Origin of the sequence: Halomonas sp. 1513 (assembly GCA_001971685.1) — a bacterium.
GTDB lineage: Bacteria > Pseudomonadota > Gammaproteobacteria > Pseudomonadales > Halomonadaceae > Franzmannia.
Map to the genome: position 1 here is coordinate 1801409 of CP019326.1, position 25761 is coordinate 1827169.

General features: G+C 64.6%; 1 protein-coding gene. It reads left to right on the forward strand.

The genetic code is table 11. The annotated features are described in order from the left end of the window. The first annotated feature begins 31 nt into the window (after positions 1-31). Positions 32-25750: a hypothetical protein gene (locus tag BWR19_08130; protein ID APX92899.1), complete on the forward strand. Its 25719-nt coding sequence runs from the start codon at positions 32-34 to the stop codon at positions 25748-25750. Positions 25751-25761 lie beyond the last annotated feature (11 nt).

The window sequence follows — 25761 nt, forward strand, 5'->3', positions numbered from 1 at the left end:
CATCGGGCCGCGGTCAGCCAGGAGAACCGCCATGAACCGCCCCTTCCAGCCCACCCGTAAGCCGTTGGCCACCCTGGTCGCCAAGCTGACGCGCAAGCGCAGCCGCGCCCAGGCGCAGAAGTCGCGCTTCGTCTTCGAAGGGCTCGAGCCGCGCATGCTGCTCTCTGCCGACCCTCTGTCGGTAGCGCTGGAGGCGGCCACCGATCTGGAAGTGCGGGTGGTGGAGGAGGGTAATCAGAAGCAGCTGCAGTTCCTCGACCTCAACGGTGAGGACGGTCCGGAGCTGATCGAGGGCATGGCGCTGGGTGATGTAATCAGCGTCGAGGTCGAGGCCAGCAACGAGGACGATCGGTTCAGCTTCAACGATGATAACGGGCTGCTTGGCGATGCCGACCACCTGACGTTCACCTTCCTGGGGGAGGAAGGCGGCAACAATATTCTCGATCTGACCGGGGCGGAAGATCTCGACATCGTGTTCGACGGCGGCGACGACGATGATCGAATCGTTTATGGCGGCGACCAGGGTGGCGAGTGGCTGCTCGACGGCGACGAAAGCGGCAAGGGCAACTTTCACAACCTGTCGTTCAGCGGCGTGGTCGAGGTCGAGCTCGACGACAGCGACGCCGAGCATCGCGTGGCCTCGGTCAACGCGGGCAGTTTCTTCGCGGTATTGAATGAAGGCAGCGTGCTGGTGGGCGAGGAGCCCGAGGACGACGAGTACCAGGGCATCACCCTAAGCGGCGTTCACGGCCTCGACGGTCGTTCGGACGACACCCTGAGCTATATCGAGTACGACGAAGGCGTCGAGGTAGACCTCGGCAGCGGCACGGCTACCGGGTTTTCCGGCGACGTCAGCGGCTTCGGCATCCTCGAGGGGTCGAACGCCGATGACGTCCTGATCGCCGGCGACGGCGGGGTGACCCTACGCGGCCTGGCCGGTAACGACATCCTCGAGAGCGGCAGCGGCGACGACACCCTCGAAGGGGGGGCCGACGAGAACCTGCTGATCTCGCGCGGCGGCCAGGACACCTTCGTCAGTGACGACGACGCCCTGGACAGCTATCTGGTGGAGCGCGACAGCGGCAACATCACGCTTTCCAGCGACGGCGAGGCCACAGTCAGCGTTGGTGATACCACGGTACTGAGCTTCTCGCACCACCCCGAGGAGATCATCCTCGGCGCCTCCGCCGAAAGCAACGGGATGACCCTGGACGCCAGCGAGTATGGACTCGGGGGGGTGACCTTCCAGCTACAGGGCGAAGAGGTCACCGCCATCGGCAGCGACCAGGACGACTTCTTCCTGCTCTCCGCCGACGGTAGCGGCAGTATCGACGGTGGCGAGAACAGCGACGAGGACCAGCTGCGCCTCGAGGCCGACGCCGATATGACGCTGACCGACACCTCGCTCAGCGTCGATGGCAATGCGCTATATGTGCTCGAGAACGTCGAGTTGGCGATCCTGATCGGCGGCGAGGGTGATAACGAGCTCAATGCCAGTGAGTTCTCCGGCGACGTGCGCCTGGAGGGTGTGGCCGGTGCCAATGTGCTGCGCGGCGGCGACGGCGACGACCTGCTGATCGGCGGTGCCGGCGACGATCATCTCTACGGGGGCGGCGGCGACGACGTGCTGTTCGGCAACACCGGCAGCAATACCCTCAACGGCGGCGACGGCGAGAACCGCGTGATGGGCGCCTCGAGCAGCTTCCTCGAACTCGACGACGACCAACTGCTGCACGGCGACGCGGTGGCCGAGTACGAACTGGTGTGGGACGGCGACCCCGATGAGGCGGTGCAGTTCTTCTATGACGGCGACGAGATCGGCGAGGCCATCGCCGCCGACGCCGAGGCGCTGCAGATCCAGCGCTTGCTCGAGGCGACTCCCGAGATCGGCGAGGGAAACGTCCAGGTCGCCAGCGGGTTGAATGAAGACGGCGAGCGCTTCTGGACGGTGCGCTTCCTCAACGACTTTATGGCCGTCGACGAGCAGGGCGAATTCGCCCTGGCGTTGGCCACTCTGGGTGTGGCCCAGGCCAGCGCCGGCAGCGCCAGCCACGACGCGGTCAAGAAGCAGTCGCGCCAGGTCGGGCGTGACTCGCTGGAGAATATCCACGGCGGCATCCTGCAGGCCATCGAGGGCGGCTACACCCGCCTCGACGCCAGTGCCTTCACGGGCGAGGTGTATCTGGAGGGCGGCAGCGGCAACGACACCCTGATCGGCGGTCAGGGCGTGAGCGAGTTCAACGCCCAGGCCGGCGACAACCACCTGATCGCCGGTGCCGGCGAGAACATCGTGGTCGGCGGCAGCGGCGAGGACCACCTCGAGCTGCGCCTCGACGATGCCATCGAGTCGGTCACCCTCGACGGCGACACCTTCACCCTCGAAGACGACGCTGCGTCCACTGAATCTACCTATGAAGCGGTGGAGCGGGTCTCGATCATTCGCCAGGGCGATGCCGATCTGGATGTCGACGCCAGCGGCTACCACGGCATCTCCGCGGCTACTGCGCTTGCCGACCTGCTCGGCGAGGAGGACTTCGCGGCGATCTTCTCCGCCGAGGACGAACCCGGCGAGATCGAAGAGGAGAGCGGCGATATTCAAGGCGCGCTGCGGCTCGGGGTCAGCGTTGGTGACGCCGACCCGCAGGTGGTCTCGCTGGATGGCGTGCGTACCCTGGGTAATCTGGTCGAGGCGCTGGGCAGCGTCGACGGCCTCGAGGCACGGCTCGAACTGGCCGACGGCACCCTGATGCTCGAGGCCGAAAGCGACATGACCCTCGAGGCCCTCGGCGAGGGCGACCAGCAGGACGCCGTCGAAACGCTGTTCGACGCGCTCGGCCTTGCGCTGGGTGACCTGGGCAGCGAGACGGCGAGCGCCCAGCTGCAGGCCGGCGGGGTGCGGATCGCCATGCAGGGGGCGGGCAACCTGACCGCCACCGGCAGCGGCGGCAACGACCGTTTTGAGCTGGACGAGGCCGGCGAGCACGACCTCGACGGCGGCGGTGGCGACAACACCCTGGTGGCGCTTCATGCCGGCGATATGACCCTGGATGCCGATAGCCTGACGTACGCCATCGACGGCGATGACGACGACCTGGAGACCTCCTTCAGCGATATTGGCAGCGTGGTGCTGGAGGTGGCCGAGGGCGTGGACGCAGCCGATATCGACGCCAGCGACTTCGACGGCGATGCCCTGACCCTGCGCAGCGGCGTGGCCGGCGAGCTGATCGGCTCGAACCAGGTGGCGACCGACTTCATGATCGATATCGGTGATGCCGATCTCGAGGAAGACGCCATCGAGATCACCAGCGGCCATCAGTCTAGCCGCATCGAGGTGATGGCCGATGCCGGCGATAGCGTCGACGATCTGTCGGCGTTCGATCCGATCAGGTTTGTCGACGGCGATGCTGAGATCAACTATGTGTGGTTCGGCGACGTGACCCTAGGCGACGATGTCGATATCAGCCTCGATGAAGAGGTCACGCTGGCCGCCAGCGGCATCCTGACCCTCGACGGTGCCTCGATCAGCACCGGCGGCAGCCACGACCTCACTCTGGTGGCCGACGGCGTGGTGCTCGACGGTGCGATACTCGATATCGCCGGTGACCTGAGCATCGAGGCCGCCGGGATCGAGGTCCACGGCGGCAGTGTGCTGGAAGCCGGCGGCGCTCTGGGCCTCTACGCCCAGCCGATGGGCTTTTTCAACGGCTCGCCGGCCAATGGCTTTGTCGACGTGGGCCTGTTCGACCTGTCGGTGGTCATCGGCGATGCGCGCCTCGAGGCGGCGAAGATCGATATCGAGTCGCGCATCGACAATCCGGACCGCTCGCTGGTCTTGTTCGACAGCGGCAACAGCTGGGTCGACATGGGCCTGGACGCCGCCACCGACTTCGTCGAAGGACTGTCGCTGTTCGGCAGCATCTCGACGCTGATCGCCGAGAGCCTGATCGATATCGGCGCCGACGCCGAACTGATCGCCGAGGGCGATATCAACATCGACAGCATCGTGGTGCTCGAGGCCTCGGTGGAGCCCACCAAGTCCTGGGGCGTGGGGGTCTCGGTCAGCACCCTGATCGCCCACTCCAATATCCATGTTCACGGTGAACTGCACGCCCAAGAGGGCGATATCAATATCAACAGCCGCGTTGATACCACCCAGTCGGTGACCTCGTCACCCTCGGCGGTCAAGGGCTTTGCCGGCTCGGCGGCGGTGGCGGTGCTCGATACTCAGTCCCGCGCCATGGTGTGGGATGATGCCGAGCTCACCGCCGAAGCGGATGAGGACGGCAACGGCGGCAATATCCGCGTCGATGCGCGGACACTCGAGCGCAGCGCGGTGTCGTCCACCTCGGCGGCCAAGAAGGGCAAGGTCGGCGTGGCCATCGCCTTGGGTGTCGAGAACGGCATCACCGAGGCGCAGCTGGCCGGCGACGTACGCGCTGACAATGCGGTAAACGTCAATGCCGATACCCGCCGCGAGGCGATCTCTGGCACCTTCTTTGTCTATATCCCCAAGAGCGCCAACGGCGTCAGCGCCTCGGCGGGCACTGCCGCAGCTAGCCCCTCCGGGGTGGTGGACGGCTTGGAGAAGAGCGCCAAGGATCTCGGCAAGTCGCCGCTGGTGCTGCTCGAGCCGATCTCCTCCAAGCTCAAGAGCGTGGTTTCCGGTCTCTTTAGTGACGACAGCGACAAGGACAGCACCGCCAAGACCGCCGACAGCGGCGAGAAGCTCGACCTGGCCGCGGCGGTCGCGGTAATGATCGACAACAACGTCGCCGAGGCGCGCCTGGGCCTGGACGAAGGCCGCAATCGCGATGGCGAGGTGGTCGACACCCGTACCGTCATCGATGCCGACGGCGACGTCGAAGTAGAGGCGGTCAGCGCCCATCGTCCCAGCGTCAACGCCAGCGGTTCGGCGGCCAAGGACAGCAGCGCCGGCACCGACAGCGACAATCCGCTCAAGCGCTGGCTCAAGTCCAAGGTCACCGACTCCAAGGAGTCCAGCGGCAGCAGCGAGGGCAGTGCCAAGGACAAGAAGAGCGACAAGACCAGCAAGGACAAAGAGGACAAGACCGCCGCGGTGGCGATCTCCGGCGCCGTCAGCGTGGGCATCCAGGACAATGTCGCCAACGCCAGCATCGAGGGCAATGTCGACCTGGACGCCGGCGGGCGCATCGACGTCTCCGCCGACAGCCTCAACGAGATCGATCCCAACGGGCTCTTCCACGCCCAGGTGTACAACGAGATTCGCTCGCTGGCCGAAGGCGATACTGGTGCCAAATACGCCAGCAGCGATAGCGTCGAGTCACTCGGCAACGGCGATACCGTCATCGTCGAGGACGGCCATAGCGCTGGCGGTGAAGCGGGTAACCTCTATGCCTACACGGGCGAGAGTCGCAGCAATATCGACCTCAGCGAAGAGGATTTCGGCGATGCGGAGCGCTGGGAGCGGGTCGGCACGCCGCTGGAGCAGCAGATTCCCGAGCTGATCAGCACCCTGGCCGGCTACATGACCAGCAACTTTGGCCTCAAGGGCAGCTTCGACAGCTGGACCCAGGCTACCGCAGAAGGCGAAAAGCTGGCGATCGCCGGTGCCGGCAATGTCTTCCTGCTCGGCCAGGACAGCGACGCGCGGATCCGCGACGGCGCGCGGCTCAACGTCGAGGGCCAGGACGACCTGGCCGAGCTCGATGATCTCAACGGTGACCAGCACATCGCGGTCAATGCGCGCAGCGCCAACGACCTGTTCAATGTGGTCGGCAACTTGAAGCTTGGCGGCATCGGCGGAGCGGGCTCGTTCAATGCCGAGAAGTGGCAGAAGGCGATCTTCAGCTCGCCAAGCTTCGGCAGCAAGTCCGACGGCGTGGCGATCGGCGCCGCCGCGACCACTAACCTGCTCGCCAGCCAGTCGACGGCGGAGATCGAATCCAACGTGGTACTGCTGGCTGATAGTCTCGATGTCAGTGCCGACACCTCGAGCCTGGTGCTCGGCATCGGCGCCTCGGGCGGCAAGGCGGAAAAGCTCGCCTTCAACGCCTCGGCGGTGGCCAACGTCATCGACAACCGGACCCATGCCAGCATCGCCGAGGACGCCCTGATCAAGGTGGGCAACGGCGAGGTCGATGAGGACGGCCCGGCGCTGCGCGTCAGCGCCAACGACGAGACCTATGCCATCAACCTCACCGGCAGCTTCTCGACCTCCGGCCAGGCCGCGGTAGGCGCCTCGGCGGCGGTCAGCGTGGTGGATCGCGATACCCAGGCCTGGATCGGTACCGCGAGCAGCGACGCGATCGTCTCGAACCCCGCGGGTACGCTGCTGGTCGGCGGCGACCTGGAGGTCAGCGCCGCCAACAGCGGCGTGGTGGTGAATCTCGCCGTGGCGGGTACCAAGGCCGGCGGCAAGGACAGCAACTCGGGGGGCGGCAGCAGCGGCAGCAGCAGCGATGACCCTGGCAAGCTGCCCAACAACCAGGCCAACTACGACAACGTCATCGCCGAGTTCAGCGGCAAGGCCGGCCAAGGCGGCGGCGGTGGCGGCGGTGGCGGCGAGAAAGGCCTCGCCATCTCCGGCGCGGCCATCGTGCACGTAGGAGAAGACAACGCCGTGGCGGCGATCCGCGGGTTGGAAAAAGTCGCCGTTGACGGCGACGTGGCGGTGACCGCCTACGATTCGACGCATATCGGCATGCTCGCCGGCGGGGCCGCGCTCTCGACCTCCAGCAAGTCGGTGGCGGTGGCCGGTGCCGCCGCGGTGGCCATCCAGGGCGGCGAGACCGTCGCCGAGGTGGCCGATATCGGCGACTGGAGCAGCGGCAACCTGGCCATCGAGGCCGAACTCGAGGGTTGGAGCGTGGTGGCCGCCGCCGGCATGGCGGTGGCGACTGGCAAGAAGGGCGCCGGTGTGGCCGGCTCGGCTGCGGCGCTGGTCTCCCAGCGCAGCGTCGATGCGCGCCTGCTGCGCCTCGAGGCGGGGCAGATGGGCGAGCTGGGCATCACCGCCCGCGACGCCTCCAACACCATCCTGATCGCCGGTGCCGTCGCCGCTGGCGGCAACGCCGGGATCGGCGCCGGCGCGGCGGTCAGCTTCATCAACCACCGGGTCGAAGCGCTAAGCGACGGCGTGGGCGACGCCAGCGATGACGGGCGCGTCGAGGTCGATGCGCTGTCGGTGGTCGCCGAGAGCGAGGCGCTGGTGATCTCCATGGCCGCGTCGGTAGGCGTGGCCACCGGCGGCAAGGGCTTCGGCCTGTCGGGCTCTGTGGGCATCAACTTGATCAGCAGTCTGACCCAGGCTGCGGTAGAAGACAGCCACTATCGGCTGGATGGCGATGCGCCCGATGTCGAGGTGCTGGCCACCGACCGCGCCAGCCTGTTTACCCTCTCTGGCGCTGTCGGGGTCGGTACCACCGCCGGGGTCGGTGCCGGTATCAGCATCAACTACGTGGGCGGCAATAGCGCCGTGCTCGGCGGCGACGAGGACGTCGAGGCAGGGGTGATCGCACGGATGGAGGACAGCTCGCTGCGCGGCGCCCAAGAGGTCAGCGTGGCCGGGCGCAGCGTCGGGCTCAATCGCAGCCTGTCGATCGGCGCCGGGGCCAGCAAACAGGTGGCCGGGGCCGGTAGCCTGGCGGTCAACTGGCTGGAGAACAGCGTCGCCGCTTACGTGGCCGACAGCGACATCGTCGCCGACGGCGACGTCAGCGTAGCCTCGCGTCAGCAGGGCCAACTGATCTCGATCACCGGGGCGGCGTCCGGCGCCGGCAAGGTGGCGATTGCCGGTAGCGTCAGCGTCAACCTGATCGACACCCGTGGCCAGTCGCTGATCAGCGGCGGCAAGATCGTCAGCGGCGGCGATATCGATGTGGTGGCCGTCTCCGATACCCTGGTGGTCTCGGTGGCCTTCGGCGGCGCCGGGGCCGGCAAGGTAGGCCTGGCAGGTGCCATCACCGTCAACCTGATTTCCGGTCAGGCGGCGGCCATGGTCAACGACGGCGCCAAGCTCGAGGCCGACGGCGATATTCGCGTCGCCGCCGAGGATCGCGCCCGGGTGGTGGTAGTTTCCATCGGTGCCGCCGGTGCCGGTACGGTGGCCGGCGGCATCAGCAGCAGCACGGTGCAGACCGACAGCCTGATCCTGGCCAGCGTCAACGGCGCGACCCTCGAAGCGGGCGGCGATGTCGCGGTCGAAGCGGGGCTGATCGACAGCGATGACAGCCTCGACCTGGCGGCGCTGGGCCTCAGCCAGGATGAGTTGGCCAATGCCAACACCCAGGATGACGACGAGAACGAGGGTGAGGAGTCACGCGCGATGGAAGCGCGCGACTTCTCCAACATGGATTTCTCCTCCGGGGTGATCAATATCAGCATCGCCGGGGCGGCGGCCGGCAAGGCCTCCGGTTCGGCGGCGGTGGGGCTCAACTGGATGCGCTCCACGGTGCGCGCCGAAATCACCAACGAGGCGGTGGTCACGGCGCAGGGCGATGTGGACGTGATCGCCCGCGACAACAAGGGCCTGGCCAACTTCGCCTTCGGCCTGGCCGCTGCCGGTTCGCTGGCCGGCGGTGCGGCGCTGTCGTTCAACTACATCGGCGGCGATCCCACCGACCCCTCGCGGACTATCGATGAAACCAGCGACGAGTCGGCCGACTACGACGACGAATTCTTGACGCTCGATGGCGGCAACGGCAACAGCGACTACGTCGAGGGCCAGGTCGCCGCGGTGATCAGCGGCTCGACGGTGACCGGCGATAGCGTCACGGTGGATGCCCACACCCAGACCCAGCTGCTCAACCTCTCCGCCGGTGGCGCCGCCGCCGGCAAGGTGGCGCTGGCGGGGTCGATCGGCATCAACTTCACCGAGCACGATGTGCTCGCCAGCATCGATGATTGCGCCGAGGTGACCGCCCGTGAGGGTGATATCACTGTCACGGCCACGGTAACGCCGATCATGATCAACGTTGCCGGGGCCGCGGCAGTCGGCGGCGCCGCAGGGCTGGCCGGCGCCTCGGCCACCAACGACATGGCCTCGCGGATCGTGGCCAGCATCGAAGGGGCCGACACTGAACTGGATGCCGCTGGCGACATCGGCGTGGACGCGCATCTGCTGCGGGCGGGCAGCGACGACCTGCCGGATATCGAGATCGACGATGACATGCTGCCCGAGGACGAGGTGGAGGGCGACGACGATGCCGACGAGGAGCGCATCGACGCCCCTCCCGAGTTCGATGATCCCAACGGGCCCATGGCCGGCGATCAGATATGGAGCTTCGCCCTCAGCGGCGCCGGTGGCGGCAAGGGGGCTGTGGCCGGTGCGCTGTCCCTCAACTGGATGCGCACCAACGTCGAGGCGTTGATCGTCGACGCCACGGTCGATGCCGGCGGCGACATTACCCTCGCCGCCAGCGACGATCTGGGGCTCAACGCCTTTACCGTGGCCGGTGGCGTCGCGGGGGCCTTCGCCGTGGCGGGTTACTTCGCCTACAACTACATCGGCGGCAACCCCGATGATCCCACCGACGACGCGGCCAATGTGCTGCGTGCCGCCATCGAGGGCGACGCCGAGGTCACCGCGGGGGGCAGCGTGCTGCTCGATGCCCGCTCCAACTCGGCGATCAACGCCTATGCCGTGGGCGGCTCGGTGGCCGGGATCGCGGCACTCAGCGGTACCACCTCGCTCAACTTCACGCGCAAGGATATCGCCGCAGAGTTCAAGGATGCCACGGTCGAGGCCGGGGGCAACATCCATGCCGAGGCGCTGGATACCAGTGTGATCCACTCGGTAAGCACTCAGCTCAGCGTCGCCATCAAGGGCGGCGCCGCAGGCATCTCGGTGGCCTACCACGATATCCAGAACGACATTCGCGCGATCAGCGATGGCGCCAGCCTGACCACCCTCGACGAGGGCAATATCCTGCTCTCGGCGGAGTCGCGCAGCGAGAACGAGATCATCATCGCCGGGGTGACCTACGGCACCTTCGGTGCCGGGGCCGGCAACGCCGGCGCCTCGACCATCGCCAACACCACCCAGGCCTCCGTCAGCGGCGGGGCGCTGCAGGCCGACGGCAGCATCGGCGTCCACGCCGACAGCCACGATCGCAGCACCATCGGCCTCGGTGCCATCGCCATCGGCATCGCGGCGGTCGGCGGCGGGGTCGCCGTGGATCAGCTGGGCAGCGATACCCTGGCCTTTATCGATGATGGCGCCACCGTCAACGCCAAGGGCAACGGCGACGGCCTGACGCTGCGCCAGTGGAACGACGGCTGGCAAGAGGAGACCCGCCACGGGGTCAGCGTCGTGGCCACCAGCCGAATGGCCTTCGATACCATTTCGATCACCGCGGCCGGCGGGGTGTTTGGCGCCCTGGCCGCCAACGTCACCGTCGACGGCATCACCGGCAGCACCCATGCCTATATCGGCAATGCCCAGGTCAACAGCCAGCGCGATGTGGTGGTCAGGGCGTACCACCAGGCTGACGCCGCCAGCGGCAGCGGCGCCCTGGCCATCGATATCTCGGCGGTAGGGGCTACCGCTGGGGTGGATGTATCGCTGTTCTCCCACGACACCCAGGCGTGGATCGACGGCAGCGGCTACGACGCCGCCGACCACGGCGACGGCAGCCAGGCGCCGATGATCGATGCCGGTCACGTCGCCGTCGAAGCCCACGCCAATATCGAGTTCGATACGGTGGTGGCCGGCGTTGCGGTAAGCGCCATGGGCGGTGGCCTGGCGGGCAGCGCCAGTGCCGTCAATATCGCTACCAACACCGAAGCCACCATCCGCCATGCCGAGGTGCATGCGGAGAGCATCGACGTTACCGCCGAGAACACCATCGACGGCCTGTTCGTGGTGGGCTCGGTGGGGGCCGGCGGCGCCGTTGGCCTGGGCGCCTCGCTCGCGGTGGGTATCATGGACCCGCGAGTACGCGCCGGGGTCATCGACGCTGAGCTGGTCGCCGAGGATGATATCAACGTCGAAGCCCATCAGACCATGGAGCTGTCGCTATCGGTGATGAGCGCAGGTGTCGGCGCGGTGGGTGCCGCCATCTCGGCCTCGGTATTGACCGCCAACTCTGACACCGAGGCGCTGGTACAGGGTGCGTCGTTGACCTCGCGCGACGGCGATATCGGCGTGCGTGCCACCACCACCACCCTGCTCAACGAGAACGAGGAGCTGGGCGACAACTTCCTGGCCGTAGGGGCCGGGGGCATCGGTGGCGCTGGCGCCGGCGCCGCGGTAGACGTGGCGGTACTGCAGGAGCAGACCCGCGCCACCGTTTCCAGCGGCAGCGAGATCCTCGCCGAGCGCGGCGATATCGAGGTCGAGGCCGAACTCGAACGCTCGCTGCGCTCCACCGTGGTCGCAGCCAGCGCTGGCCTGCTGGGCGGGATTTCCGGCGCCGTGTCGGTGCTGAGCCTGGGCGAAGGGGTCAGCGACGAGAACTTCGATGAGATCACCGGTCTTAACGCCGGCGAGGGCGAAGGCAATGAGAGCCTGTTCGATATCTTCGACGGCGTGCAGGACGGCGAGTACGGCCTGCAGGAGGGCGCCGATGCCGACGACTCGGGGATGGAGGACGACGAGGACGATCCCTTCGATCAGGACGAGTTCGACGACAACTTCGATGTGCCCGACAACGCCGGTGAGCAGGATCGAAAGCAGCGTGAGAATACCAACCGGGCCATGGCCGACATGGGCTTCGACGTCGAGCTGGACGTGCAGAGTGGCGTTGGCGATACCGCGGCCACCGTCGGCGAGGACGTGCGTCTGGAGGCCGAGCAGGGCGATATCACCATTCGCGCCGAAGAGGCGCTGGCGATCGACCAGACCGTCGGCTCCGGCGCCATCGGCGGGATCGCCGGCGTCGGTGCCGCGGTGGGCGTGACCGAGCTGCAGGGCGCGGTCACGGCTGCGGTGCTGGACGGCGCCGAGCTATACGCCGCCGGCCAGATCGTGGTCGACAGCCACTTCGACGCCGAAGTGATCAGCCGTGCCTACGGTGGCGCGGCGTCTGCCGGCATCGCCGCCACCGGCCAGTCGACGGTGCTGCTCGACTCGACGGAGCAGCTTGCGCATCTCGGCGGGGGTAGCGCCATGGGGGGAGTCAACGTCGAGCGTGCCGAGAGCCTCTCAGTGCTGGCGAGTGCCGAGCGTGAGTACGAGTTGGATGCGCGTGGTGCCAGTATTGGCCAGGTGGCAGCCGGTGCCTCGGTCAGCATCGCTGAGGTCGAGGGGCGAACCGCCGCTTGGATCGGCGATCAGGCGACGTTGGGTAGCCAGGACGTCGCGCTGGGCAGCATCACGGTAGATGCCTGGGCCGACGATAGCGTCGAGGTGATCGGTGAGACCGTGTCAGCCGGCGTTGCCGCAGTGACGGTCAATGCTGCCAGTATCGAGATGGCGAACATCGTGCAGGCGTATCTGGGGCAGTCGGTGCAAGCCCATGTCGAAGGTGAGCTGGGCATCCACGCCCAGGCCACTCGACGGCTGACTACCGAAATGCTGGGCGTGTCGGCGGGTGGTGCCAGCGTCGGGGTCTCTGTGGCTGAGGTCACGCTCGCATCACGAGTGCTTGCCTATATCGGTGATCAGCAAGGCGATGCCAGCGACACGCTCTTGAACGTGGGCTCGCTGGATATCATCGCCGAAATGGCGGTGCCCGCTAGCGGCAACAACGTGGATGCTCACGCACGCGGTGCGGCCGGCGCCCTGATCGGCGTCGACTCGACCAATGTGCTGATCCGTGACACCAGCGAGGCGATGGCGCGAGTCGGTGATGGCGCCGTTGTGACTGCGTTGGGAGCGGTATCTGTATTGGCCAGGCAGCAGACCCGCCTCGAGGGTCAAGCGACCAGTAACGCCGGAGGCGTGGTTGCGGCCGGCGCATCGATCGGTGAGCTGGAACAGGACACACTAACCCGCTCGCTAGTGGGTGATGGCGCCAGGATCGAAGCCAACACGGGCAGCATCGAAATTGTTGCCGATACCGAGCAGTTCAGCTTCGTGGACGTGGTTGCCGGCAGTGGTGGTGCCGTGGCCGGGGCGGGCGTAGGCCTGGACATGGCCTTGTCCTCCGAGGTCGGGGCGTTGGTCGGTGATAACGCGACACTGATCGCCAGCAGCGAGGGCGATGCAGTACGCGTGAATGCGCGGCAGGAAGTCGAAGGCGATGGCCGTGGTCGTACCTTGAGCGGTGGCATCATCGCCGGTAGCGGGGCCAGCATGGCCTATGATTTCGATCTGACCACCCAAGCAGGCGTCGGGGAATACAGCGAGCTGCTGGGCGATGCCATCAGCGTGACGGCGACCACCCATGCCTTCAAGCGCGATGTCACGGCAGCCGGTGATTCCAATAACGAGGGAGAGGTGTATGGCGTAGTAGCCGGCGGCGGGGCCGCTGTGGCCATCGACGTCCGGCTGGATACCCAAGTAGCGGTCGCCGATGATGCCGCACTGACCACCCTTTCCAGTGGCAGCAATGGCAATATCACCCTGCGTGCCTTCAACGAGCTGGATATCCGCGATCAATCCAGCTACACCTCGGGCGGGCTTGGCGCCGGTGCCGGCATCACGACCGATATCATTGCCAATGATCTGCTGGCCAACGTCAACGTCGGCAATGCCAAGCTGATGGCATACGGCGACCTCTTCGCCACGGCGAATACCGAGGCGAATGTCAACGCCGTGATCTACATGGATGTCTACGGCGGGGCGAGTGTCAGCGTGGGCTATGCCACCCTGGAGCTGGCACCGAGCAATACGGTGGATATCGATGCCAGCGATGCCACTGTCATGGGGGATATCTGGGCGCTGGCCGGGCGTAATTCACAGCTTGACGGCGATCGCTACCGTCTTTCGGCATCGGTGGATACCTTCGCCGGAAGCGCGCTGCCCTTCGATGACGTGGATGCCACCGTAAATATCTTCCGCAACAACCATGTGGGTATCGGCGATAATGCCCATCTGCGCTCGGGTGGTGATATCAACCTGCATGCCGATGATTTCGATCAGACCCCGATGGTGGCCCGCGCCAAGGCGGTCAACTGGGTGAGCTCGGCACTCGGTGCGTTGGATAGTGCGCTAGGCGGCGGTGGTCTGGAAGACACCGGTGGCAACGCCAGCTCGGATGCGCTGGGCGTAGTGCAGATTCAGGGTAAGCTGGAAACCGGTATCAACCGTAACCAGTCACTGGCCATCGGCCTCGAAGAGGGGCAGGATCTCGCTTCCTTGCTCGATGCGATCGACAATGATGACGATGTGGTCGATTTCGATACGCTGTTCGCTGCCCTGTCTGGCTTTGACGACATTGGCTACGAGCTCGGTATGGGCGCGGTCGACAGCCGCCTGTTCGAAGAGCTTCGCGATGCCAATCGGCGCCTCGATGACTTCCGAGGCATTGGCTCCGATGCCCTGATTCAGGAACTCGAGGCGGAAGTCGAGCGCATCGAGAATCAGTTGATCGAGCGTAACCTGGCCACTGAGCTAGAAGCCGACGGTGTCGTCGAAGTCGTGCCTATCCGCCTGGATCAAATACAGATCGAGCTGGATGATATCGACGCCACTGCCGGGCGTATCGATATCCGCGGCAACGCTGCCGTGGGTGATGGCACGCTGGATGCTCCCAAGGACGTCAATGTCACGATACTCAATCAGGTGCCGGCTAACGTGGTAATCGGTGACATCCTGATTCCTGAGCGCATCGGTGGCGTTTACTTCAATGGGGTGGAAGTCGCATCCGACGAGGTGCTCAATGAGCGCGCCTCACAGACCAGCCTGATCAACGCCACGCCGCGCTATGCGACGACCCCGATCGCCGATTTCGGCTACCAGGCCGATGACGAGAAGACGCCAATCATCACGGTCGTCAACTCCTTCCTCAATGCGGGCAACATCACCGCCGAGGATGAAGCGCGCATCCGAGACGGACTGGGCGGCGAGTTCGTGGGCGACAACGCGCGCAGCTTGTTCCTGGATGGCTTCGACCGCGATGTGCCGGACTCATCCGTGCAGGTGCTGGGCAGCGTCTTTGCCCCGCTGGCCGATATGCTGGTGATTGCCGGGCAGGACTTCGAGGTTGGGTCCAGCGGCGGTGACAGCATTCAACTCGGTGATGACGGCGGTGTATCACAGGCATCCATTGTTACGGGCAGCTTCTCTGCACGCGCCGACGATAACATCAGCGTGACCGGTGTCAGCCGCTTCACGCTAGGCGACCTGCCTGAAGAGTTGGTGCGTCAGTTCAGCGATGAGTGGCTGTCGCCGGTGGACGACCGGGAATTCACTATTCCTGATCTGGGCGATTCAAACTGGTGGGAGAATCTGTTAGGCGGTTCAGAGTTGGATGTCTTGGAAGGCGATGACAACGCTGAGAATCTTTTCGATGCACTGGATGACGCCAAGGATACGCCCAATCTGCAGGCGGGCAATATCGTGCTGGATGCCGATATCATCAATCTCAATGGCTATATCAAGAGTGGCATAGATACCTACGATATCGACATCTCTGAAGAGGATGAGGCCTATATCCAACGCCAGCTTCAGCGAGGCGCGAGCGGTTCCTTCCTCCTGGAGGATGCCTCTCAGCGAAGCGGTGTCAACATCGGCTTCAATCCCGAGACGCGGATGATCGAGGTCGATGAGGTGGTCATAAGCGGCGGCAATGTACGCATCGAAGGTACCCTGATCAATACCGGCAAAGGGTTGATCGACGTCATGGCAGGTTACGGCCAGATCGATGTCAACAACGAAACCCGTTTCGGGCTCGACCTGGCAGCACTGGATGTCAGTAATCCTGGCTCTGGCAGTCTGACCATCGTGGATCGGGATTTGTCGACCCGAAACGAGACGGCGTCGTTGACGGTGTCGCGTAACGCCGAGGGTAAATTTGATATAAGCGGCACCGGCCGCATGTCCGATGTCGGCGAAACGCTGAGCATGGCGGAGCTGCTCGGCGAGGAGGATCTCAGTTTTTCCCTCGAGGATGGCATGCGTTACGCCTTCGAGGTGATGGAGATCAACCTCAACCGCGTTGACTATGCAGCGTCGACCTCCAGTTGGGCAGGTCTCTCGGCGCTGGCATCCGACCCCCCCGATGAGTTCGAAAGGGAGGTCACTAACGAAGACAGTTTCCTGCTGCCCCAGGATTCACCGGAAAAGGGCTATGTCTATAACGATAGCGGCAATGATACCCGCTACGACTATGGTAATGACTCGTCTATTTCGGAGCGTGATCCAGATGGCGGCGGAGACGGCATCGAGTATATCGAGATAGAGGGGGAAGACGTAGAAGGCTACTTCTACCTCGGCGAGAGGGAGACCTCGAGTAGCTGGTATGGCAAGCGTACTATTACTCAGAACTTTTTCTTCACCGAGCGGGAAAGCATTCGCCATACCCATGAGTTACAGGCTGACTTCGATGTCGATATCAATTTCTTCGGCCATGAAGAAGGTAGTATCAGCGTCGATTCGGTTGGCGATGTGGTGCTCAGCGACAGCTTGCAGAACGATACAGGCGACACGCGAATTGCATCAGATGGCGAGATCCGTTTCAGTAATCGAAGCTATGAGGAGGGAGATGCCGCTGGTGACGATGATGACGCCATGCCGTCTGGCGTCGTTTCCGGTCGCGATGTCACGCTGAGCGCCGGAGAGGGCATTGGCAGCGTCGTTGATCTCGACGATGATGGCGAGCTGCGCCGTGCATTCAACGTGCAGCTTCACGGTGGCCAGCTGAGCGCTGAATCCAATACTGATGACATTGTCATCGGTAGCCGTGACGACTTGCGGCTCGATGACGTCATTGCATCTCAGGGCGATGTGTATCTTCAGTCATCCGATGGCATTACACAGGCGAGTGACGGGGTTATCGAAGCGCGATCCGTGGTGCTTGCGGCAGGTCTCAACCTGGGCAGCGAGGATCAGGCGCTACAGTTGGATACCAGTAACCGGTCACAAGAGATCGGTCTCAACCAGCGCGGTGGCGATACACTCAACGCCCAGGCGGCGGGAGACATCCATCTTGCCGAGATAAATGGCGACCTGCGCGTCGAGCGAGTGGTCAGCACCAGTGGTACGGTAAATATCGAGATTGACGGCAGTCTGCTTGATGCCAACGAGAATGCCGAGATCGATGAGCGAACCTACGAGGAGCTTAGCAGCGGTGTTTGGGCCGCATTGAGTCTGACTGAAGACGGTCGTGTCGATCAGGCCAAGGATGACCTGAAAGCCCGTAAGACCGGCGAGTATGAGTTCTATTGGAATACCCGCAATGCACTCTCGGATAGCGGCGACTATGATCCTGATGCCGTGGTGTCACTCAGCGAGGAGGAGCGTGAACGCTATCGGCCGTCGCTGGAGGTGTACTTCGCAGATGTATTGGCGAGTGATAACGACGGCGAGCCTGTTTCGCAGGATGAGATCGACGCCGCCATCGAGCAAGAGTTTGCCACGCTTGAAACCACGCGGACCAATCAGTATCACGACCTGCATGAAACCTATGGTCATGATGCCTTCGATCCTGATTTCGAGGTTGAACTGACTCAGGAAGAGATCGACCACATTGAAGCCAACGTCAAGGTGTGGACCGAAGACCAGTTGCTCAACATGGTCGGTCAGGGGCTGTTGCAGGAAACTACGGGCACCCAGGTCGAGATTCAGGAGCCCAATATCGAAGCCGCGGGTGACATCACGATTGTTGCCGGTGGTGATGTGGGGTCGGTGGATGGCTCCAATGTCATCGATATCAGTGGTGGGTTCGATAGTCTTTCAAAAGATGACCTGGTGGCACTCTCGGCGGCAGAGCGAGGTGATCTGACCTACATCGAAGGCGATCTGACGTTTGCCGATGTCAATTTCAAGGTTGGCGATACGGTCGATGAGCGTACCCAGGTAACGCTTGAACGCCTGGATGGTGACTGGCAGTCGCTGTTGAACGTGAGCGAATCGCCGGATGTCGACCTCGAGGTGGGCGACTCGCTCTACTTCAATGGCCAAGAGGCCAGCGAAACCGTCAATTACACGGCAAATGGTAACTACTACACCTTCGAGGGTGTGGATGATGATGGCAATTTGCTGTTGAGTATCGTCGCCGATGACGAGCTCTTCGAAGAGCTTGAGCGCTCTATCACCATCGGTAAGGTCATGCACGACCCCACTGCCGAGAGCAGTGAAGGACGTGAGCTGACCACTGTGGTGATAGATGGGCGAGATGACGTTGTCGTGGCGATGTCCGAGCCGGACGCAAGGCTCAACATCGTCAGCGGCGGTTCGCTGTATCTGGGGGCTAACGACGATCTCAGTATCGGTCGGCTGGAAGCCGAGGCGGACATTCGCGTCAAGGTGCGCGGCAGCATCGAAGCCCGTGACTCGGCCCTTACCGGTGCCAGCATCATTCTGGAGGCGTCTGAAGGCCAGATTGGCAGTGAGGAGGACCGGATAGGACTCAAATTGAGTGATGATGCCGTGGTAACGGCACGTGCTCAGGAATCGATCTGGCTCTCATCCTTCAATGAGGGTGATGACGCCTTTACCCAGGATTTCAATATCGGTTCGCTCTATTCAGAGCGAGGCAGCATCAACGTGCTAGCCGAGGGCGACATCCTGGATGGCGTTGGGCATGGCCTGCTCAAGGTATTGGGCCAGGAGATCAACTTTGAAGCCGGCGGTAGCGTGGGGCACGTCGACAGCGACTTCTCCAGCGCCGAGGGCGATCGCATCGAGGTGGCGACTCACGGCACGGGTGCGGTCAACGTCACGGCGGGCGGCGACATCAACCTGTTTGGCTTCGATACCGATCTCTATTTGGGCCGAATCGAAGGCAGCAGGGTCGTACTGGGCGCCGACCGCTGGATCGTCGACCACCGCGAGCAGATCGACCTGTCGCCGATTGTCGAGGCGGAACGCTTGATGCTGCGCTCGATGCTCGGCGGGGTCGGGGTCGCGACGGCTGAGGGTATTCAGGATGTGGTCACCCAGGTCAGCGGCCGGGTGGATATCGAGACCTTCGAGTCCGTTTACCACACCAATCTGGGCGAACTGACGCTAGGCCAGGTCGAGGTGTCCAATAGTGGGGCACAGGCCTATATCACGGCGCTTGACGGCGGCATCCAGAGTGCCGACCTGGAGAGCGGCCAAGTCAATCTCGTGTCTGACAACGTTCGCTTGACGGCCACGGGGGATATCGGCAACGCCAATCGCGTCATGACGTCCGCCACCGGGGCACTGGATGGCGAGTCGACGGCGGGCAGCGTCTACCTCGACAACAGCGGCGAGCTGACCATCCACGACAGCGGCATGCACGCCGCTGGCGATATCGAGATCACTACCAACAGCCCGATGACGGTGAGCGAGAACGTGGTCAGCTCCTCGGGGGATATCACCTTCTCATCCAACGAAAGCGACACCGACGATGTGATCACCTTCACCGACGGCGTCGAGGTCGTGGCCGACGAGGGCAGCATCCTCGTCTATGCCGCCGAGGGCATCGTCATCGACGACGATGGCGTGCGACTCGATGCCCGCGACGCGATCGAGCTGCATCTGCAGATGCCCAAGACCGGCATCGCTTCCGGTCAGGCGGGCTTCGCAGAGCTCGAGGCCGGCACCCTGAGCGCCGGCGAGCGCATCCTGCTGCAGGGCGGTGATACCCAGGGCCAGGCGTGGACCCTTGGCAATGACGTGCTGCTGCAGGCGCCGAGCGTTGACGTAAACACCGGCGACGGTGACAACATCCTGACGCTGGGTGGCCGCATCGAGGCTGATAAGCTGACGCTGAGCGGCGGCCAGGACGACGACCATGTCACCTTCGACGGCGACCATCGCATCACCGAGCGCCTCGAGGTCCAGCTCGGCGAGGGCGATGACGTGCTGCGCGTGCACGGCAGCATCGATGCCACCGGCGGCAAGATGATCTTCGACGGCAACGCCGGCGACGACGACCTGATGCTGCATGCCGACGAACTGCTCGGTGAGATCGCGCTGCTCGGCGGTGGCGGCGACAACCTGCTCACGGTGGTCGAGCTCAACGACCGCGATGAGCTGTTGACCCTGGACGGCGGCGACGGCAGCGACGTCTACCGTATCGTCACCCGCCAGGATGCCAACGCCAACTACGAAATCACCGTCGAAGACAGCGGTGCGATCAATGACGGCGTCGACTACCTCTATATCGAGGGCCGTGGCTATGACGGCTACGACGGCAACCTCGATAGGGATCTGAACGACGTCGGCAACGATGCCGAGGATCTGTTCCTGATTCGGCGCAACTTCATTGCGCGCATGGAGGGCGACGGCGATACCGGCGTCGAGGAAGATGCCGCGGTGGAGCGCATCAACTACGACGACACCATGAACGGCCGGGTCACCGTCAACGGCCATGAGGGCAACGACGTGTTCGTGGTCGATGACACCTCGGCGCTGATGACCCTCGACGGCGGCGACGGCAACGATCGCTTCCAGATCGGCCAGATCTTCACCGACGACCCCAATGCCACCGACGAAGAGGGCAACTACCTCTCCGGCATCCGCGGGCCCGAAGATGAGATCAACGTCACGCCCACCACCCAGGGCTACCTCAGCTACGGCAACAGCGAGTCGCTGGTGATCTACGGCGGCGACGGCGACGACGAGTTCATCGTCTACAGCAACAAGGCGCTGCTGCGCATGGAGGGCGAAGACGGCAACGACGACTTCATCATCCGTGCCTTCGTCGCCGAGGATGATATCGAGGTCTACGGCGGCGGCGGCGATGACAACATCGAGTACAACATCAATGCCCCGGTGAGCATCGACGGCGGTGCCGGCTACAACACCATCACCGTGCTGGGTACCGAGCTCGACGACAACTTCGTGATCACCGAAGACGGGGTGTTCGGCGCTGGTCTCAATATCGGTTTCGACAACATCCAGCGGGTGCGCGTCGACTCCCTGGAGGGCGACGACACTTTCTTCGTGCTCAGCACCAGCCCCGATGTGGTCACCGAGCTGATCGGCGGGGTCGGCAGCAGCAGCTTCGTGGTGGGTGGCGATGTCACCGGACGCGTGGTTTCTGCCGATCCGGAAGGCCGCAGCAGCCTGGTCACCCACACCATCGGCTCTGATGACGACGAGTACAATAGCCTGCTCGCCGACGGCCTGCCGGTGACGGTGGCCGACCCCTCGCGCGGCGCGGTGGTGGTCGACGAGCCCGACGGCGGCACCCGCGTGGTACAGGGCGGTCCGGCGGACTTCTTCGACCTGTCGCTGGCGCTGCCCAAGGGTGACGAGTTCAACGGCGCCATGGTCACGCTGACCGTGTCGGCGGCGATGGCCTCGACCAACTTGCGCAACAAGAGCGCCGATGCCGAGACCGTCAAGCTGGCCCTGGAAGAGGACGGTGACTATCAGCATGCGCTCACCGTCGACTTCGTCCATGACGCCGACGATGGATGGGTCGCGGTGGACGATGATGGCAATCAGCAAAGACTCTACGTCAAGGCCCCCGAAGACAGCCTGGTGAGCGGCACCCGCGAAGTGACGGTGAGCTACCTGGCGCGGGCGCAGATGGAGAATGGCGGCGACCTGCCCGAAGAACTCCAGGCGCTGGAGCAGCAGGCCATCAACAACACCATGGTGACCGTCTACGACAGCAGCCAGGGCGATCTGGTGTTCGGCGTGCCCGGTGACGATCGCCTGCAGGTGATCGAGGGTGACGACTTCGGTGCGCCGGGCAGCAGCTTCGAACTGCGCCTCTCGTCGGCACCCAAGGAAGGCGAGACCGTGACCGTCTACCTGGAGATGGACGAGCGGCTTGAAGCACAACTTCTGAATGGCACGTCGGTCTCTGACGGCATCGAATTTACCGCCGACGACTGGGACGAGACGCGCACCATCGAGCTCAAGGCGGTTGACGACGATGAGCGGCAGAACCGCCTGGATACCCGGGTTGGCTTCTCCATCGAGTCGAACGAGGGAAAGGACTCCGCCTTCCACGACGTCGAGTTCGGCAGCGTGCGGGTCAGCGTCTACGACAACGACAGCCCCTCGCTGGTGGTGCAGCAGACCGACGGCGGCACCCGTGTGACCACTGAAGGCGGCAGCGACAGCTACTTCCTGCGGCTCTCCAAGCAGCCCGACGACGAGGTCACGGTGCGCCTCAACAGCGACGGCCTTACCCGCTTCGACTGGCAGGACAATGCGCGCATCATCATGGACCGCGTGCTCGACGAGGACGTCGAGGTGACCGCGCTGCCCGGTGCCCACGCCGGGCCGCGGCTGGTGCTCGAGGAGGGCAAGTGGCAGGACCTGGGACTCAACGTCGGCATGTACCTGTCGCTCAACGACGCCGAGGGCGACGCCCTGGACGGCACCTTCAAGGTCAACAACGTCGAGGACGGCACCCTGCACCTCACCAACGAGGCGCAGCTCGACTTTGATGGGCAGGACGACAAGGCGCTGACCCTGACACGGGTCGATGCCCCGGCGGTGGTATTCGATGCCGACAACTGGAATAAGCGCGTCGAGATCGGCGTCAGCGCCGATACCTACTACGTGCCGGCGGAAAACACCCTCAACGACATGGACTTCCCTGCTCAGCCCAATGTGCTCGACCGCATCCAGGGGCCGTTGATTCTCGAGGGCGGCACCAGCGATACCGACCGCTCGCTCAATGAGGCGATCATGCTGCCCTACGAGCGCGCCGAGTACGAAGAGCGCGACGAGGGTGACGCCGGCGTCGAGGAGGTGGATCCGGAGAACGAGGACACCAATACCCTGATGCTGCACGCCGACGCCAGCGTGGCCGACCTCGACGGCGTGCTGACCAGCACCTTCCTCAGCGGTCTCGGCATGGGCGACGGCGATCCCCTGGAGCAGCGCTACCAAAACGCTGCAGGTGAGGAAGTCACCATCACCACCGAGCGTGGCATCGAGTACCACGGCTTCTCGGTGGTGGAGCTGCTGCTGGGCACGGGCGACAACACCCTGGAGATCGATCTCGACGTCGATGCGGTGATCTACGACGGCGCCTATGCGCTCGGCGAGAACAGCGCCGGTGAGGCGCTGCTGGTACGTGACGACGACGGCAGCTGGTTCGACGACGGCTTCCGCCGCGGCGATACCCTGCTACTGGAGGATCAGCGGGTCGACATCCTGGATATCGACATCGACGGCAATCTGGTACTCGACCGGCCCATGGCCGACGTGCCCCAGGCCTCGCGGGTGATCCGCGAGATGCCGATCACCGCGGTACACGGCGGCGGCAACTCCTCGGGCAGCATGGGCGGCGACCATATCACCGTCAGCGGCGGCTATGATGCCCAGCTGCCGCTGCTGGTGTTCGGCAATACCGAGCGCAGCGGCGAGCGCTACAGCGCCGGTGGCGAAGGGCCCAGCGAGCTGGCCCAGCCCTTTACCCAGGTCGGCAACAACGTGCTGGATGCCAGTGCCGCCACCGGCGGTGTGGTGCTGGTAGGCGGCAGCGGCGACGATACGCTGATCGGCGGCAGCGGCAACGACCAGCTGTTTGGCGGCGGGGGTAACAACCTGCTGGACGCCAGTACCGGCGGCAACAACCACCTCTACGGCAACGGCAGCATCGACGTCGACCTCTCGTCGCGCCTCAGCATGGCCGAGCGCGTCATGACGCTCTACAGCGCCGAAGCCGATGTCGATCATGGCACCGGCGACCGCCTGACGGCCGGCGACAATACCCTGACCGGCGGCCACGGCGACGACATCCTGATCGGCGACCATGGCGAGATAGTGCTCGCGCCCGGCGACGGGCCTAACGACCTGCGTCTGCTGGATAGCCAGCGGGTGACTGCGGTACATACCACCGACCCCGGCAATTATGCCGATAATCGACTCAAGGTGATGGGCGGTAACAACCTGCTGTTTGGCGGGGGGGGCCACGATCTCCTGGTGGGTGGCATCGGCAATGACCTGCTGGTGGGGGATCATGCCGACGTAGTGCTGGCGAAGGTCAATGAACTTGGCGACCTGGCGCATGTCACCACCCGCTTCGAGGCAGGCGGCCGCGGCGATGTGCTGATCGGCCGGGCAGGCGATAACCTGCTGCTGGGCGGCGCCGGCGACAACTGGATCAAGGCCGGCGATGGCGATAATCGCGTGATGGGCAACTACGGTGAGCTGGTCTGGAACGCGGCAGGCTATCTGGATGAGGCCGTCAGCAGCGGAGTGGGCCACGGCGGTGACAATCACATCTGGCTGGGTGACGGCGACAACCTGTTGATCGGTGGCGATGGCGACAACCGCATCAAAGTGGGCGATGGCCATAATCTGGTGGCCGGCGACCATGCCCGGGCCGAGTTCCGGCAAGGTGGCGTGATTCAGCGCTTCGAGTCGCGGCATAACGGTGAAGGCGGTGACGATACCATCACCGCCGGCGCCGGCAACGACTGGATCCTCGGCGGTTATGGCAGCGACACGATCACTGCCGAGGCGGGCGACAACGTCATCGTCGGTGACAACGGCCGCATCACGGCCCACGCCGACGGCACCCGCGCCAGGGTCGAGAGCCTCGACACGCTCAGTGCTACCGGCGGCAGCGACACCATCGTGACCGGCCACGGCGACGACCAGATCATCGCCGGGGTCGGCAACGATCACGTCGACAACGCCGGCGGCGAAACCGTGGTGATCGGCGATCTCGGCGAAATCCGCAGCAATACCAGCGGCCGCTATGTGCTCGCCGAGACCGAGGCGACCAACCTGGGCGGCAGCAATGAGCTGATTGGCGGGGTGGATCGCGACATCCTGCTCGGCGGTCCTGGGGACGACACGCTCGACGGTGAGCGGGGTGGTAACAACATCCTGCTCGGCGACTTCGGGCTGGTCACGCGTTCCGCCGACGAGATTGTGGTCGAGACCGACAACCACTTCGAGGGCGGTAACGACACCCTGATCCTGGGTCCGGGGCGCAGCGTGGCGATCGGCGGCGGCGGCAACGACGGCTTCGATGGCAACCTCGACCGCGACGTCATGATCGGCGATTTTGGCCGGGTGCGCATCGAGGTCAGCGGTGCCGGCGAGGAAGAGCAGGTCATGGCCGTGGTCACCCTGGCCCAGGGCCGCCTCGACCTGATCCGCCAGGTGCAGCAGGAGGTCTACACCGAGGACCAGTTCGAGGCCGACAGCGAGGAAGAGACCTCATCCTGGCAGGACCTGACGCCGGACGGCCTGTTCGGTGGCCGCTCGGTGGATAGCGTCACCACGGCGCGTCCCGGCCAGCCGATCCAGGGCATGCAAGGGCTGCGCGAGCTGATCGACGACTGGGTCGAGCGTCAGCAGGGCGTTGGCCAGAGCAGCATGCGCGCCGCCATCGCTTCGGACGTCGCCGCCGATATGGCCGAGCCCGCCGCTCAGGACGCGTCGCCGGCCGAGGCCGATGCGCCAGTGGCAGCCGAAGTCGAGGCGCAAGAGGCGCCGCTGGAGGAGACGGATCCCGAGGCGCCTGAGCAAGCGCCGGCGGATGAGCCAGTGCCGGATGAGCCCGATGCAGAAGAAGACGCGGTCGCCGAGTCGGACGACGCCACGGCCGAGGGTCAGGACGAGGAGGCCCTCGAGGCGTCGTCCGCTGCGGCGCTGGGCGCCGGCCTGGCGGCGCTGGCGTCTGCCAGCGGCTGGGGCGTGGCGCGTCGCTCGGTGGCCAACGCCGAGCACGACAAGCCCCTCGCCGAGCTGCGCCGACAGTGCTCGGCCAGCGACTGGCAGCGCCTGAACCGCTTGGACACCCCTAGCGACGATGAGGAGCAGCAATGACGCCGCGAATC